The sequence below is a fragment of the Rothia sp. ZJ1223 genome, from assembly GCF_016900985.1.
In the GTDB taxonomy this organism is placed as follows: Bacteria; Actinomycetota; Actinomycetes; order Actinomycetales; family Micrococcaceae; genus Rothia.
The window spans coordinates 371,228-387,904 of the sequence record NZ_JAFEUT010000001.1; the positions used below are offsets into that span (position 1 = coordinate 371,228).

General features: G+C 54.6%; 12 protein-coding genes. 8 read left to right on the forward strand and 4 right to left on the reverse strand.

What is annotated here, in order from left to right; genetic code table 11:
* Positions 1-25 precede the first annotated feature (25 nt).
* Positions 26-1,366: a glutamine synthetase family protein gene (locus tag JTP09_RS01705; RefSeq protein ID WP_204876297.1), complete on the reverse strand. Its 1,341-nt coding sequence runs from the start codon at positions 1,364-1,366 to the stop codon at positions 26-28.
* Between the two features lie 173 nt (positions 1,367-1,539).
* On the opposite strand from JTP09_RS01705, the gene panB reads away from it, so the two are divergent.
* A complete protein-coding gene (panB, locus tag JTP09_RS01710; protein WP_370592466.1) occupies positions 1,540-2,451 on the forward strand; it encodes a 3-methyl-2-oxobutanoate hydroxymethyltransferase in 912 nt (303 codons plus the stop codon).
* A gap of 246 nt (positions 2,452-2,697) precedes the next feature.
* On the opposite strand, the gene JTP09_RS01715 is transcribed toward panB, so the two are convergent.
* Positions 2,698-2,910: an SPOR domain-containing protein gene (locus tag JTP09_RS01715; RefSeq protein WP_204876301.1), complete on the reverse strand. Its 213-nt coding sequence runs from the start codon at positions 2,908-2,910 to the stop codon at positions 2,698-2,700.
* Positions 2,911-3,144: 234 nt separating this feature from the next.
* Here JTP09_RS01715 and map point away from each other — a divergent pair, with 234 nt between their 5' ends.
* The 7 genes from map to glgX all read left to right on the forward strand — a co-directional run bounded on the left by map (position 3,145) and on the right by glgX (position 14,320).
* Positions 3,145-4,044, forward strand: coding sequence for a type I methionyl aminopeptidase (gene map / locus JTP09_RS01720; protein ID WP_204876304.1), 900 nt, complete (start codon positions 3,145-3,147; stop codon positions 4,042-4,044).
* Between the two features lie 54 nt (positions 4,045-4,098).
* Positions 4,099-4,944 carry a polyphosphate--glucose phosphotransferase gene (gene ppgK, locus JTP09_RS01725; protein WP_204876305.1) on the forward strand — a complete coding sequence of 282 codons (846 nt, stop codon included), beginning with the start codon at positions 4,099-4,101 and terminating at the stop codon, positions 4,942-4,944.
* A 178-nt stretch (positions 4,945-5,122) separates the two neighbouring features.
* Positions 5,123-7,528, forward strand: coding sequence for a glycogen/starch/alpha-glucan phosphorylase (locus JTP09_RS01730; protein WP_204876306.1), 2,406 nt, complete (start codon positions 5,123-5,125; stop codon positions 7,526-7,528).
* A gap of 36 nt (positions 7,529-7,564) precedes the next feature.
* Positions 7,565-9,691: a 1,4-alpha-glucan branching protein GlgB gene (glgB, locus tag JTP09_RS01735; protein ID WP_204876307.1), complete on the forward strand. Its 2,127-nt coding sequence runs from the start codon at positions 7,565-7,567 to the stop codon at positions 9,689-9,691.
* Positions 9,688-10,983, forward strand: coding sequence for a glucose-1-phosphate adenylyltransferase (glgC, locus tag JTP09_RS01740; protein WP_204876308.1), 1,296 nt, complete (start codon positions 9,688-9,690; stop codon positions 10,981-10,983). Before glgB ends, glgC begins: the two co-directional genes overlap by 4 nt.
* Before the next feature lie 5 nt (positions 10,984-10,988).
* Positions 10,989-12,455, forward strand: a complete 1,467-nt coding sequence (gene glgA, locus JTP09_RS01745) for a glycogen synthase GlgA (protein WP_204876310.1) — start codon at positions 10,989-10,991, stop codon at positions 12,453-12,455.
* Positions 12,359-14,320 carry a glycogen debranching protein GlgX gene (gene glgX / locus JTP09_RS01750; RefSeq protein WP_204876313.1) on the forward strand — a complete coding sequence of 654 codons (1,962 nt, stop codon included), beginning with the start codon at positions 12,359-12,361 and terminating at the stop codon, positions 14,318-14,320. The genes glgA and glgX overlap by 97 nt, the downstream gene beginning before the upstream one ends.
* Positions 14,321-14,445: 125 nt before the next feature.
* Here glgX and nrdR read toward each other — a convergent pair whose 3' ends face one another.
* Both nrdR and hisD read right to left on the reverse strand, forming a co-directional pair.
* On the reverse strand, positions 14,446-14,922 hold the full coding sequence (nrdR, locus tag JTP09_RS01755) for a transcriptional regulator NrdR (RefSeq protein WP_204876315.1): 477 nt from the start codon (positions 14,920-14,922) through the stop codon (positions 14,446-14,448).
* 57 nt (positions 14,923-14,979) lie between these two features.
* Positions 14,980-16,320, reverse strand: coding sequence for a histidinol dehydrogenase (hisD, locus tag JTP09_RS01760; protein ID WP_204876317.1), 1,341 nt, complete (start codon positions 16,318-16,320; stop codon positions 14,980-14,982).
* Positions 16,321-16,677 lie beyond the last annotated feature (357 nt).

The following is a 16,677-nucleotide window of genomic DNA, read 5'->3' on the forward strand; positions in this document are numbered from 1 at the left end:
CGTTCTGGCGGTAATAACCGGGAAGTTAGAGAATCCCGAGGTTATTTTTCAGCTCGTAGGCGGTGACCTGGGAGCGGTAGTCAATCCAGTCGTTGCGCTTGTTGCGCAGAAACTGTTCAAAGACCTGCTCGCCCAGGGTTTCAGCCATAAATTCTGAGTCTTCGGTTAGGCGAAGTGCCTCATCAAGAGATGAGGGCAGGGCGTTGTAGCCTAAGGCGCGACGCTCCGATGAGGTCATAGCGGCGATATCGTCGCTTTCTGCAGGCGAGAGGGGGTACTCCTCTTCGATGCCTTTGAGCCCCGCCGCCAGCACTACGGCATACGCTAGGTAGGGGTTGGCAGCTGAGTCGATACCCCTGTATTCAATGCGGGCTGACTGCATTTTGTTGGGCTTGTAGAGAGGAACGCGCACCAGTGCCGAACGGTTGTTGTGCCCCCATGACTGGTAAGAGGGTGCTTCACCACCGCCCCACAGACGCTTATAAGAGTTGATGTACTGGTTAGTCACCGAGGTAAATTCAGGGGCGTATTTGAGGACACCGGCAATGAAGTGACGTGCAGTCTTTGATAGTTGATACTCCGATCCTGCCTCGAAGAAAGCGTTGGTATCGCCCTCGAAGAGAGAGAAGTGGGTGTGCATGCCCGAACCCGCGTGCTCGGTAAAAGGCTTAGGCATGAAGGTCGCGTACAGGTTCTGCGCGTAGGCGACTTCTTTGATAACGGTGCGGAAAGTCTGAATGTTATCGGCAGTCTGCAAAGCGTCCGCGTGGCGCAGGTCGATTTCGTTCTGTCCCGGGCCGATTTCATGGTGCGAGAATTCTACAGAAATGCCCACTTCTTCAAGGGTTGATACCGCGCGGCGGCGGAAATCCTGCACCACTCCGCCGGGAGTATGGTCAAAATAGCTCTCGTGATCTACGGGCTCGGGCTTGCCCTCGTGGTTGAGCTCTTTAGATTTGAGCAGGTAGAACTCGATTTCGGGTGAGGTGTAGCAGGTGAAGCCCATACCCGATGCCTTCTGCAGAATGCGTTTGAGGACGCCGCGGGTGTCTGAGGCGCTCGGCTCGCCATTGGGGGTGAGAATATCGCAGAACATGCGCGATGTCGGCTCATCAGAACCGCGCCACGGCAGAATCTGAAAAGAGGAGGGGTCAGGCTGCAGCAGCATGTCAGACTCCGAAATACGGGTTAACCCCTCAATCGCCGAGCCGTCAAACCCTAACCCCTCAGCAAAAGCGGCTTCGACCTCAGCGGGTGCTAGAGCAACCGATTTGAGGGTTCCCACCACATCGGTAAACCACAGACGAACGAAACGCACATCGCGTTCCTCAATGGTGCGCAAAACAAATTCTTGCTGACGGTCCACAGCACAACTCCTCATCGGTTTTCAGGCAACAGCCCGCAACTGTCTTTTCTATGGTTCAACTCTATAACGCACCACCAACCGGTCAATGTACCGGTGGCGGTGTGTGAAGTATCCGTAGGTTACGCGCGTGTAAAATCTACGTTCGCTTAGATTTGTTACCGTCTACCCGTAAAATGAAGGTTATGAGTTCAACCCACCCCACTGCTGAGACCACCGCCCCCTACGGCAGCGGCGCGTCTGCATCTGCACCTGACCGTCACAGCGACTACGCCCTCGATAAAGTCAAAAAAATCCGTACCGTCCACCTGGCACAAGCCAAAGCAGACGGCGAAAAATTCGCGATGCTCACCTGTTACGACGCGCTCACCGCCGCTGTCTTTGACGCGGCCGGTATTGAAACCCTGTTGGTCGGTGATTCAGCAGGTAACAACGTACTGGGGCACGAATCAACCCTCACTATTACCGTTGACCAGATGATTCCCCTAGTAGCTGCCGTATCTTCAGCGACTAAACGCGCCTTTGTCATTGCAGATATGCCTTTCGGTTCTTACCAGATCTCCCCCGCCCAGGCAGTTGAAACAGCCGTGCGTTTCATGAAAGAAGGCGGTGCCCACGCCGTTAAGATGGAAGCCTCTGCCTACTACGCCGAGCACGTGCGCGCTGTAGTGAACGCCGGCATTCCCGTGGTGGCTCACATCGGATTTACCCCTCAAGCCGAACACGCCCTCGGTGGCTTTAGAATTCAAGGACGCGGGGACGCCTCCGCCCACGTGGTAGAAGACGCTAAAGCCCTCGTAGAAGCCGGCGCTTTCTGCGTTCTGCTCGAAATGACCACTAACGATACTGCCGCCGCTGTCAACCAAGCCATCGGCCCTGTACCTATGGTCAGCATCGGTGCCGGTAGCGATGCCACAGGTTTTGTGCTGGTCTGGCAAGACATGATGGGCTTACGCGAAGGCAAGATGGCGCGTTTCGTCAAACAGTACGCGAACCTGCACAAGATTTTTTCGGACGCAGCCCGCGCCTACCAGGACGATATTCGCTCAGGCGCTTACCCCGCCCCCGAACACAGCTTTGAGGTCTAACGCCCCCTAAATAGATTCTCAGGTATGGGGGTTCATTCGACAGATAGCTCCGGGCTCGGCAAGGGCGAACTAGCTCTCTCCCGTGTTCGCTAGCACTGGCGCGGGAGATTCATGCCAGGCCCAGCCAGTTCACCTTATGTTGCTTCCCCTTCTGCTGTCAGACCCTAAATATTTCTTCAGAAAAATCTCCCGCACACTCACTAAAAGGGCGCGGGAGATTGTACAGGTGTGTGGGATAAACCTGCTCTACCCCTCAGTCCAGCGCTTATTCTCTTCTTCCCACTGCTCATTGCGAGCCTGGGCTGTTTTCATCGCATTGGCGGCTTCTTCGTAGGTAGCGTAAGGCCCCCAAAGCTTGGTTACTGCTGACTGCTGCCCCTCCTCTACCTCACCGGTTGATGTGTTGTACCAGTACTCGGTCTTGGTGGAACCGGGCAAATCGTCGCTCAACTGGCTCATAAGCATCCTCTCTCTAAAAATTTACTAGCGTGACTCACGCTATAGTCTAATGTGGTGGTTTCAGCAGTTCAATGTCTCATTCACCTTTTAATGTACGTTTTACCTCCCCGCGTGAGGTAAAACGTACATTAAAAGGTGAATGGCGGGTAAAGGGGAAAAAATTTCTAGGCTTGGCACGCATAAGGGGACTAGAGGGCTCAGCGTCAGCTAAGAGAACCGTCTACCATAAAGAGTATGTCTAAGACTTCTCACAATCTGCCCGCAGAGCCCGGCAAGGCACCCGTCGGCACCCTCAAACCCGGCACCGTAGCCCCTCAGCGCAAAGTTCCTGCCCACATCGTGCGTCCTGAATACATAGGCAAGAAGAACCCCACCGAAGGCGTTCTCTCAAACTTCTACAAGGCAGAAGAAATTGAACGCGTCCGTGCAGCCGGAAAAATCGCTGCAGGTGCCATTGTTGAAGCAGAAAAAATCGCCGTCCCCGGTACCACCACCAACCAGATTGATGTGCTAGTACACGAGTACATTTGCGATCACGGCGCCTACCCCTCTACGGTTGACTACCGCGGCTTCACCAAGAGCGTGTGTACTTCACTGAACGAGGTGATCTGCCACGGCATTCCAGATACCACGGTGCTTGAAGACGGCGACATTTTGAATTTGGACGTCACCGCCTACCTTGACGGTATGCACGGCGACACCAACCGCACCTTGTTAGTAGGCGATGTTGATGAAGAATCACGCCTGCTGGTAGAACGCACTGAAGAGTCCCTCAACCGCGCGATGAAAGCGGTCAAGCCCGGTCGCGAAATCAATGTTATTGGGCGCGTTATCGAAAAGTACGCGGCACGCTTTGGCTACGGGGTTGTGCGCGACTTTACCGGTCACGGCGTTGGTAGGGAGTTCCACTCCGGTCTGATTATCCCCCACTATGATGCTTCCCCGGCATACGACACCGTTATTGAAGAAGGCATGATTTTCACGATTGAGCCGATGCTGACCTTGGGCGATATTGAGTGGGATATGTGGGAGGACGACTGGACGGTTGTCACCCGCGACCGCAAACGCTCAGCCCAGTTTGAGCACACTATGGTTGTTACTGCCGACGGCGTTGACATTCTGACTCTGCCCTAATTCTTTCGCATCTTCTCACTGACATTTTATTAAGAGCAATGAAAGGTAATCATGATGGCATCTGCACCCGAAACCATCACCGTGGAACTTCCGGCACCCACTAGGGCTGATCTCGCTATTGGCATCGATATTGGCGGCACCGGCATGAAAGGCGGCATTGTTGATACCCGCACCGGTCAACTGGTATCAGATCGTTTTCGCATTCCCACCCCCTCGCCGGCGACCCCCGAAAATTGCGCTGAGGTGGTACGCGAGATTGTTAGCGAGTTGCAGTCCCGCGAGCTTTCACCCGCTGAAGATTCAGCAATTGGTATTGATTTTCCTGCCATCGTCAAGAATGGTGTGACCCTCTCAGCGGCTAACGTTGACGAGTCGTGGATTGGTGCTGATTTGCAGAGCATTATGTCTGAGGCTTTGGGCGGTCGTACCGTGTATGCCCTCAACGATGCAGATGCAGCGGGTCTTGCCGAGGCAGTCTATGGTCAGGGACGCGATCAGGAAGGTCTGATTGCTGTGATTACCTTGGGCACCGGTATTGGTTCTGCTCTGATTATGAATGGTCAGCTGATTCCCAATACCGAGCTAGGTCACCTTGAGATTGATGGGCACGATGCTGAGAGCAAGGCGTCCGCCCGTGCCCGCGAGCGCGAGGATCTTTCATGGAAGAAGTACGGCAAGCGTCTGCGCCGCTATTTCACCCACGTTGAGATGCTCTTCTCCCCTGATTTGTTCGTGGTCGGTGGGGGCGTTTCTAAGAACCCCGAGAAGTTCTTACCTTATTTTGAAGAGGATGTTAAGACCCCGATTGTGATGGCTCAGCTACGTAATAATGCGGGCATTGTGGGTGCTGCTATTTGGGCTCACGGTCAGCCGAAAGAGGTTGTCAAGCGTTCTGCGTAGGTAAAGTTGTGAACAGACAATAGACTGCGGGTTTCTTACCGAATGATGGGGTAAGAAACCCGCAGTTTTTTACCCATAAAATGCCATGACCTGTCTCACGATAAGGGATTATCTTGATATTTATCGGCATGTCGTTTGGATTGTAATCTGCGCTATACAATAGCGCTATGATAGGGGTATGTCAGATAAAGAACACCCTGAGCTATCAACCCCTGTTTTTAAAGAATCACTTCTTAAGCACCTTCAGTACACTGCGGGTAAAGACCCGCAGCATTCCACGAATTTTGACTGGCTGATTGCCCTGTCACATGCTTTGCGCGACCAGGCGGTGGAGCCTTGGTTTGCATCAACCCGTCGTACCTGGGAGGAGGATCGCAAGCGCGTTTATTACCTCTCCATGGAGTTCCTCATTGGCCGACTGATGGAAGATTTGGCGACCAACCTCGGTATTCGCGATACCGCAGCTGAGGCGCTGGCTGATTTGGGTGTGGATTTTGAGACCGTCGTCCGCGAAGAACCTGATGCTGCTCTCGGTAACGGTGGGCTGGGGCGTTTGGCAGCTTGCTACATGGAATCTATGGCAACTGTTGGTTGCCCCGCCTACGGTTACGGCCTGCGCTACGAGCACGGTTTGTTCGAGCAGAGCTTTGAAGACGGACGCCAGCAGGAAAACCCTGAGAACTGGCTGGCTCACGGTACTCCCTGGGATTTCAGTCGCCCCGAATCGGTCTACGGTGTGGGCTTTGGCGGTGATGTCTATGAAGAGAACGGTGTCTTGCGCTGGAATCCCGGCACTCACGTCCAGGCGCAGGCATTTGATACCCCGATTGTTGGTTACGGCGCTCAGTGGGCTAACACCCTGCGTCTGTGGGCAGCAACCCCCAATGCTGATCTCTTCGATTTGGGTCGATTTAACTCCGGTGAGTTCGCGGCAGCCTCCGAAGCTGAAACTATGGCGCGTAGCCTCAGCCGTGTGCTCTACCCCAATGACACGACGGACGGTGGAAAGCAGTTGCGCCTGTCGCAGGAGTACTTTCTGACCTCGGCGTCCGTTCAAGATATCGTGCGTCGTCACCTGGTGGGTCATGATTCTTTGGAGAACCTTGATCAGCACGCTGCTATTCAGATGAACGATACGCACCCGGCAATTGCTGGTCCTGAACTTATTCGTATTCTGGTTGATGAACACGGTTTCGATTTTGACCGCGCTGTTGATCTCTCAACCCGCGTTTTGGGTTACACCAACCATACTCTGCTGCCCGAGGCGCTGGAGCGTTGGACTGTTGGCTTGATGCGCAATGTTCTGCCGCGTCACCTGCAGATTATCGAGCGTTTGGACCAGAAGTTGGTTGAGCTGCAGGCAGGCTCGGCGCACCCTGACCGCCTGATTTCGGGCGACCAGGTCAATATGGGCAGCTTGGCTTTTAGCACCAGCCACAAGGTAAACGGTGTTTCGGCGCTGCACACCGAGCTGGTGAAGACCGAGCTGTTCCCGGTGCAGAACGCACTCAACCCCGATCGCATTGTGAACGTTACCAACGGTATTACTCCCCGCCGCTGGCTGAAGATTGCTAACCCCGCTTTGGCGACCTTGATTACCGAGACCATCGGTGAGGGTTGGGAAACTGACCTTGATCGTCTGCGTGAACTTGAGCCCTATGCTGATGATCCCCAGTTCTTGGAGGCTTTTGGGCAGACAAAGAAGGAAGCCAAGCTGCGCTTTACGCAGTGGTTGAAGGATGAACACGGCATTGTGTTGCCCACCGATGCGCTCTTTGACTCGCAGGTCAAGCGCATGCACGAGTACAAGCGTCAGCTGCTGAACATCATGTGGACCATCGCGCATTACCAGCGCATTAAGCGTAATCCCAACGCAGGGTGGGTTCCCCGTGTGAAGATTTTTGCTGGTAAGGCAGCACCCAGTTACCACACCGCTAAAGACATCATTAAGTTGATTAATGACGTTGCCGAGGTTGTGAACAATGATCCCGAGACCAACCACTTGCTGCGCATCGCTTTCCCGCCTAACTACAACGTGTCGATGGCAGAGAAGCTGATTCCCGCGTCCGATCTCAGTGAACAGATTTCAACTGCAGGCATGGAGGCATCGGGTACCGGCAACATGAAGTTCGCTCTCAACGGCGCGCTAACCATCGGCACTCTCGATGGCGCTAACGTTGAAATCCGTGAGCAAGTGGGTGCGGAGAACTTCTTCCTCTTTGGTTTGACCACTGAGCAGGTCGCTGAACGTCGCAGCCAGCCCGGTCACTCCAGGGCAGCCATTGAGAAGAGCCAGGCACTGCGCGATATTCTTCAGGCAGTCGCAGAGGGCACCTTCAGCAAAGAAGAGCCCTACCGCTTCGGTCAGCTGGTCGACAACATGTGGAACAGCGACTGGTTCTTGGTTGCCTCAGACTTCGATGATTATGACCGTGCTCAACAAGAAGTCGAAGAAGCATACCGCGACGAGACTCGCTGGCAGCGCATGGCAGTTCTGAACATTGCCCGCATGGGGTACTTCAGTTCAGACCGCTCAGTGCGTGACTACATGAGAGAAGTATGGGGCATTGACTCAGCCCTGTAAGGCTTAGTCGCTGCACACTAAGGAGCAAGATCACCCATGATAACTGAGTCAGAAGCACGAGCACTCGCAGCAGGAAAACACCCAGACCCATTTCGGGTTCTGGGACCGAGCGAGGATGGTCTGGTAGTTCTTATACCAGGCGCTCAAAAGGTATGGGCTGTTAACAGCACTGATCAAAGCGAGCTGACTCAGTTATGGGGTGACCTACCGGTCTTTAGCGGGCAGTTGCTTCCCTATTACAAGCTACGCATCCAGTGGGTCAGTGGATGGGTAGATGAGAGAGAAGATCCATACCGGTTCTCCCCCGTTTTGGGTGCTGTTGATGAGTACTTGGTGGGTGAGGGTCGGCACGAGAGCCTGTGGACGACACTCGGTTCTCACCCGATGACTCACGAGGGGGTACAGGGAGTCCACTTTGCCGTGTGGGCACCTAATGCCCGGCGGGTATCTGTAGTGGGCGCTTTTAACCACTGGAACGGTATTGCCCACCCCATGCGTCCGCGCGGTTCTAGCGGAATCTGGGAGCTCTTTATTCCCGGTCTGGGCGAAGGCGAAATCTACAAGTATGAAATCTTGGGCGCTCATGATCAGGTGCTGCCTCTCAAAGCAGACCCCGTAGCGATAGGTGCCCAGCTACCCCCTGAAACCGCCTCAGTGGTGCGGTCTTTAGGGCATTACAAGTGGTCAGACGAGCAATGGCTAGCGACGCGCTCGCAAGCCCAAGCACTGGATGCTCCGGTGAGTATCTACGAGGTTCATTTAGAATCCTGGCGTAAAGAGGGCTGGCAGAATCTGATTGATTATGTAGCTGATTTGGGCTTTACCCACATCGAGGTTCTGCCCATTACAGAGCATCCCTTCGGTGGTTCTTGGGGCTATCAGCCGGTGGGTATGTACGCCCCCACCTCACGGTTGGGTACTCCTGAGGATTTCCAGGCGTTTGTTGATTGCGCCCATCAGCGCGGACTCGGGGTTCTTGCCGACTGGGTTCCCGGTCATTTCCCCACGGACGCTCACGGTCTGGGTGAGTTCGACGGCACGGCTCTCTACGAGCACCAGAACCCGCAGGAGGGTTTCCATCCCGATTGGAACACCCTGATTTATAACTACGGTAGACCAGAAGTTGCCGGTCATTTGCGTTCTAATGCGCTCTATTGGCTACAGGAGTATCACCTCGATGGTCTGCGCGTCGATGCCGTAGCGTCCATTATTCACCGTGACTATTCCCGAGAGCCCGGTCAGTGGGTGCCCAATAAAGACGGCGGCAACGAGAACTACGAGGCTATCGACTTTATTCAGAGCACTAATGACGCCATTGCACGCACCGTTGAAGGGGCGATGATGGTCGCTGAAGAATCAACGACATTCCCCGGCGTGACCCGAGAGACCCAGCACGGTGGTCTGGGCTTTGACTACAAGTGGAACATGGGCTGGATGAATGATTCACTCAAGTACTTTGGTCTTGACCCGATTTACCGCAAGCATCACTCTAACCTGCTGACGTTCGGGTTCACTTATCTTTTCAGCGAACGCTTCATGTTGCCCATTAGCCACGATGAAGTGGTACACGGCAAGGGGTCACTGTACGGACGCATGCCCGGAGATCACGCCGCGAAACTCGGCAATCTCAAAGCATTTTTGGCTTATATGTGGGCTTACCCCGGCAAGAAGTTGCTGTTTATGGGTCAGGAATTTGGTCAGCCCCGCGAGTGGGATTACCGGGGCGAACTTCAGTGGGATATCCTGACCGACCCCGGTCACGCAGGTGTTCTTGAACTGGTACGCGACCTCAATGCGCTGTACCGCAATCAGCCTGCTCTTCATCGGCGGGAGATGACTCCCGAAGGTTTCCAGTGGTTACTGGTGGATTCCATCGACGAGCAGGTATACGCCTGGCTGCGTCGTGGTGCCCTAGGCGACCCTCATATTGTTGTGGTAATGAATCTAACCCCCGTAGAGCGCGAGGGGTTCCGTGTGCCTTTCCCCCTCGCAGGTCGCTGGGTTGAAGCACTCAATACCGATTCTTCTCACTACCACGGTGGCAACCGCGGTCACGATGGTGCCATCGAAACTGAGCCCGTGCCTATGAGCAACGAAGCTCAATCCGCTCTGCTCACGCTCCCGCCCCTTTCAGTTATCTATTTTGTTGAGGATCAATCATGAACCTTTCTGTGCCCACCAGTGTTCGGGACTCCAAGCACCGTCTCTCCAGCCAAGCCATGGCTTTCGTCCTCGCGGGCGGACGCGGTAGCCGACTAGAGGAACTAACCGACAGGCGCGCTAAGCCTGCTGTTCAGTTCGGCGGCAACGCGCGTATCATCGACTTCCCCCTGTCAAATGCCTACAACTCAGGTATTCGCAAGATGGCGGTTGCAACCCAGTACAAGGCGCACTCTTTGATCCGTCACCTGCAGCGCGGCTGGAGCTTCTTCCGCGCAGAACGCGGTGAGTTCCTCGATATCCTCCCCGCGAGCCAGCGTGTATCGGAAAACCAGTGGTACCTGGGCACCGCCGATGCCATCTACCAGAACATTGACATTGTGGATGATTACAATGTCTCTTACGTCATTGTTCTTGCAGGCGATCACGTCTACAAAATGGACTACGAGATCATGTTGCAGGATCACGTCGAAAAAGGCGCGGGTGTTACCGTCGGCTGCTTGACTGTTCCCCGTGAAGAGGCAAGCGGTTTCGGTGTGATGGCAGTTGATAACAATAGCCGCATCGTTGATTTCCTCGAAAAGCCTGCTGATCCTCCCGGTACCCCCGAAAATCCTGATCAGTCCCTCGCGTCCATGGGCATCTACATCTTCGATTGGGCATTCTTGCGCGAAATTCTGTTAGAAGATGCAGCTGATATTTCTTCTTCCCACGATTTCGGTCACGACATCATTCCTAAGATTGTGGCAGACGGTCGAGCATACGCCCACCGATTCGCGGATTCTTGTATCACCAGCGGTCTCGAAGTTGAAGCTTACTGGCGCGATGTCGGTACTCTTGATTCTTTCTGGCAGGCGAATCTCGATTTGACCAGTCCCATTCCCCCGCTAGATCTCTACGATCGTACCTGGCCAATTTGGACCTACGGAGAGATCACCCCTCCTGCAAAGTTTGTTCACAACAAGGGCGAACGCCGCGGTGTTGCAACTGACTCCCTTATTTCAGGTGGTTGTGTTATCTCGGGGGCAACGGTAGAGAACTCTTTGCTGTTTACGGGTACTCGTGTCCACTCCTATGCACAAGTAGAGCAGACCGTTATTCTGCCCCAGGTAAATATCGCGCGTTCAGCTGAGCTGACCCGCTGTATTATTGATAGCCGTGTGCGTATTCCCGAGAATCTTGTTGTAGGGCAAGATCCCGAAGAAGATGCACGCTGGTTCCGAGTCACCTCTGGTGGGGTAACACTTATTACTCAGCGCATGTTAGATCATCGCGCTTCTGTTCTAGAAGGATAATTCTTATGGCTCGACGCACACGACGTATTCTTTCGGTTGCCTCCGAATGCGTACCTCTGATGAAAACTGGCGGTCTCGCCGATGTGGTGGGGGCGCTGCCTGCGGCTCTTGAGCCTTTGGGGTGGTCATCCAAGGTGCTGCTTCCGGCTTATCCGGGCTTGCTCGATCGCGTAGAGCGCGGTGTTCGGGTGTGGTGCGATGAGGATTTGTTTGGCGGTCCTGCAGCTGTTGTGCGCGGTACGGTCGATGGGTTGAAAGTTTTGTTACTGGATGCTCCCCACCTCTTTGCCCGCGATGGTGGTCCTTACTCAGCGAACGGTCACGATCACCACGATAATCACATCAGGTTTGCTGCGCTGAGCTGGGTTGGTGCACAGATCGCGATGCACGGTACCAGCGATCGATGGAAGCCTGATGTGGTGCATGTACATGACTGGCAGGCGGGCTTAGTGCCTTCGTATCTCAAGTACGCTGGCTCTTCGGTACCCACCGTTATGACCGTTCATAACATTGCGTTTCAGGGTATCGTTGGGTCGGATGAGTTAGATAGTATACGTCTTCCTCGCTGGGACTTTACCCCAGAGGCACTGGAGTATCACGGTAATCTTTCTACGCTCAAAGCCGGTATGATTCACGCTTCACGTTTGACGACGGTGAGTCCAAGCTACGCCCAGGAACTCACAACCCCCGAGTTCGGGTTTGGTTTGGAGGGTGTTGTCTCAGTCCGTCGCGAGCGCGGTGAGCTTTGGGGCATCATCAACGGTATTGATACCAAGGTATGGGATCCAGCTGCCGATGAGCATGTTGTTCCCTACTCAGTAGCTGATCCTGTAGGTAAAGCTGTTAACCGCCAGCGGGTGCTTGATGAGTTTAATCTTGAGCAGCCCACCGGACCTTTGGCTGTGGTAGTAACCCGTCTGACCTATCAAAAAGGTATTGACCTGATGGTTCAAGCGTTACCCGGTTTCTTGGAACGCGGTGGAGCGGTCGCAATTCTGGGTTCAGGTGACGCTGAATATGAGGCTGCGCTCAGCGATTTAGCGGCACGTTACCCCGGTAAGGTGGGTCTGTGTCTGGGCTACGACGAAGCGCTAAGCCACCGTTTGTATGCTGCCGGTGATGTGGTGTTGGTGCCCTCTCGTTTTGAACCCAGCGGTCTGACCCAGCTGTACGGTATGCGCTATGGTGCGATACCGGTGGTTGCCGCTACCGGTGGTCTGCGTGATACCGTTTGCGATGCAACGCCTGAGAATCTTGAACGTGAAGTAGCTACCGGTTTCACCTTTGGGGACGCTTACTTGGGCGGCACCATTGATGCCGGTGGTCTGAGTTTTGCTCTGGGTCGTGCCGCTGATCTTTACGCTGATACTCCGGCGTGGGAAAAGCTCCGTACAACCGCTATGACCGCTCCAGTAAGTTGGGATGGTTCCGCGCAGCAGTATCACGCACTTTTGAGCGATTTGGTTTCATGAGGGTAGAGGTCTGGGCGCCGCAGGCAGAGCAGGTATGGTTTTGTCTTTTTGATGAGAGCGGTGAAGAAACACGTCACGAGCTTGATCGTTGTGAAGGTGAGTACTGGGTGGGCAATATTGCTGAGGCTATCCCCGGTCGTCGTTACGGACTGCGCGCTTCGGGTGAGGGATCGGTCTTTAACCCTCAGAAGCTGCTCATTGATCCGTGGGCGCAACTGATAGAGTCCACCCTCACCTGGAACCCGCTGATGGCAGGTGATAACGCTGAGGACAGCGCAAAAGTAGTGCCCAAGGGTATTATCATGGCACCGGCCGATGATGGGTTGGATCCTGTTTCTAACCGTCCCCAGCACGCGTGGGAAGACACTGTGATTGTGGAGGCGCATGTTAAGGGTCTGACGCAGAATCATCCGGATGTCGCCCCCGAGCTTCGGGGTAGCTACGCGGCTCTTGCTCAGCCCGCTGTGATTGAGCACCTGAAGACCATCGGTGCAACAGCTCTAGAGCTTTTGCCGGTGCAAACCTTCATTGATGATCAGCACGTGGTGGCTCGGGGGCTGGTGAACTATTGGGGTTATCAGCCTATCGGGTTCTCTGCTCTAGAGCCTCGCTACGCCACTGACCATACGGGTGAACGGGCTGATGCTGAGTTTCGCCAGGCTGTTCATACCCTGCATGAAAACGGCATTGAGGTACTTCTTGATGTGGTCTTCAATCACAGCGGTGAGGGCGATAATCACGGGCCGATTCTCTCAATGCGAGGGCTCAACGATGTGGGTTACTACGTGCGCAACGAGGACTGTTCCTACGCTAATGACACCGGTACGGGCAATACCCTTTCGGTGCGCACTCCCGATGTGATGCGTCTAGTGCTTGATTCGTTGCGCCATTTTGCCCTGCGTTACGGGGTAGATGGTTTCCGTTTCGACCTTGCCACCACGCTAGGACGTACGAGTACCGGTTTTTCGTCGCAGGCAGCTTTCTTCCAGGCAGTGGCACAAGATCCCGTTCTCAGAGATCTTAAAATGATTGCTGAGCCTTGGGACATTGGGTTGGGGGGCTACCAGGTCGGTAGTTTCCCGTACCCTTGGCGCGAGTGGAACGATCAGTACCGCGATACGGTGCGCAGAATCTGGTTGGGTAATGATGGCACGATGGGTCAGCTTGCCTCAGTTCTTCTGGGCAGCGCGAACATCTTTGATCACGACGGCAGACCAGCAACAACCTCCATCAACTTCATCACCGCCCACGATGGTTTCACCGCTCATGATTTAGTGAGCTACTCTCAAAAACACAATGAGGCTAACGGTGAAAATAACCAGGATGGGCACAACGGCAACCACAGCAATAACTTTGGTGTGGAAGGTCCCACCGATGTTCCTGAGATCACGGCGGCACGCTCGCGCGGGGTAAGGGCGATGCTCGCAACGCTCATGTTCTCCCAAGGCGTTCCTATGCTATTGGTGGGCGATGAAATGGGCAACACCCAGCACGGCAATAACAACGCCTACTGCCAAGACAACGAAAAGACTTGGCTTGACTGGGCGTCAGCGGATGCTGATTTGACGGCTTTCGTGGCAGAGCTGACAAAGGTTCGTCGTCGCTTTGCCCCGCTACGCCAAAAGAGTTTCATTCACGGTGAGCACGCCCAATGGTGGCGGGCTGACGGGCAGCCGGTAGAAGAGTTCCAGTGGAACGACCCAGCTTTCCGCTGCGTACAGTTGCAATTGGATGACCTCCTATTGGTCTTCAACACCGGTGAGGGGCACGAGCTGACTCTACCGCCGCATCCGCACGGACGCGACTGGAAGGAAGAGTTCGCAACAGATCTTTACCTACCGCATTCAGTGAGACTCTACTCCTAGCAGCTAACAGGCTCTACGATCCTTTTCCTGAGCTACACTGCAAAACGCCGCCGACGCACCCTCATCCCCCACGGGTTTGAGATAGTGCGCCGGCGGCGTTATTCAATATATGTTTCTTGAATCAGCTATAGCAGAGTCGTCTGTTCAGGCTGCGCATCTTCAGCATGACGCAATTTACCAATGGCTGCTTCAAAATCTGACAGGCTCTCAAAGCCCTGATACACACTTGCAAACCTAAGGTAAGCTACCGCATCAAGACGCGACAGTGGTTCCAAAATCGTCAGACCCACCGCATGAGCATCAATCTCTGCCAGCCCCTGCGCACGAATAGTCTCTTCGACCTCCTGCGCCAGCTTCGCGAGCTGATCCTCTGTAACGGGGCGACCCTGACAGGCCTTACGCACACCGCTAACGATCTTCTCACGGTTAAAGGGCTCAGTAACACCCGAACGCTTGATAACGGTCACCGCCGTAGTCTCTACGGTGCTGAACCGGCGTCCACACTGGGTACACTGACGGCGACGGCGAATTGCCGCACCGTCATCTGTGGTACGGGAATCAACAACGCGGGATTCGCTGTGACGGCAGTAAGGGCAAAACACTTTTAGCTGCAGCTCTCTTCTGATGGTGAAAAATTCAGTTTTCAGTCTGTCTTTAGTCTAGCGAGTTCTTGCCGTAATGGCTTGCCCGTGAGCGGGCAAATCCTCTTCTTCAGCCAGAGCCACAATGCTGTCACCGATTTCAGCCAAGGCGTCCTTGCTGTATTCAATAAGCTGAACCGCTTTCATAAAGACGGTAGTGTTGAGCCCCGAGGCAAAAGCTGCGGTGCCAGAAGTGGGCAGTACGTGGTTGGATCCTGCTGCGTAATCTCCCAGAGGAACAGGTGAGTACGAGCCAATAAAAATCGCCCCCGCATTGCGAACCTGTGACGCCACGTCGGCAGCATTTTCAGTATGAATTTCAAGGTGTTCAGCGGCGTAAGCATCAGCAACCAGCACTGATGCTTCTAATGAATCGGTGAGAATAACGCCTGATTGAACGCCCTCAAGGGCAGTGCGGACGCGCTCGCTGTGTTTGGTCGCCGCAGTTTGCGCGGTGATTTCGGCGCGCACCGACTCAGCCAGCTGCTGAGAGTGAGTGATAAGCACAGAGCCTGCGTTGGGGTCGTGTTCCGCCTGAGAGATAAGATCCGCCGCTACAAATGCGGGGGTCGCTGTATCATCAGCGATAACGGCAATTTCGGTGGTTCCCGCCTCACCGTCTACACCCACCACGCCCTGCAAAGCTCGCTTAGCTAGGGCTACAAAAATATTACCGGGACCGGTAATGGTATCAACCGACTCTAAGTAGTCATCCCCATCTGCTACGCCATACGCCATTGCGGCTAATGCCTGCGCCCCTCCGATCGCCCAAACCTCGCTAATACCCAACAAACCGGCTGCCGCCAGAATGGTGGGGTGGGGCATACCGCCAAATTCTTTTTGGGGCGGGGTACACAGAACAATTGACTCAACGCCCGCGGCCTGGGCGGGCACCGTATTCATCACCACCGATGAGGGGTACACCGCCAAGCCACCGGGAACATAGACGCCAGCACGGCACACGGGAGTCCAGCGGTTCACAAGGGTAGCACCGGGAGCAACCTCAACACGCGCGTCTGCAGGACGCTGGACACGCGCAAAAGTGCGAGTGCGCTCAATCGCTACTTCAAGACCGGCACGGACTTCAGGGGTCAAACTGGCAACTGCCTCGTCAATAGCTGACTGAGGCACCCGCAGCGCTCCTTGTTCCACCTGATCGAACTGGGCTGACAGCTCTCGCAGGTACTGCGCACCGCGCTCACGCACACCGGCGATAATCCTTTCGACGGTCTTAGCTGCATTGCCCACGTATTCAGAGGATTGGCGCGGGACGATGGTACGCAACTGCGCGTAGGTATGGTTTGTTCCGCGGAGGTCGATGGTACGTAGGTTAACAGGTGAGAGCTGGTCTTGTGTCATGGTTTTAGTCTACAAGCAGGCGTCTCTTCTCAAAAGATTATGACCGTTTTACACAGGGTTGTAAGTGATATGGGGGGGGCATGAAAAGCCAGCCACCGAAGATCGATAGCTGGCTGTGGCTCAAACCTAAGGTTCCGAAATGGAGCTACTTGCTGCGGAAGAGTAGGTAGTCCAGTGAAAGGCGACCCGCGCCGGTGACAACAAGAACCAGAGCGGGGATGAAGTAGAAGCAGACTGCGGGTTGCCCTCCCCAAGTTACTTTATTGTTAAGTTTCTCGTAAGACCGATCTTATGGCTAGGGTCAAATCATCTTTTAGAACGCAAGGATGGTCTCGCACTCAACCGGTCACAGCGATG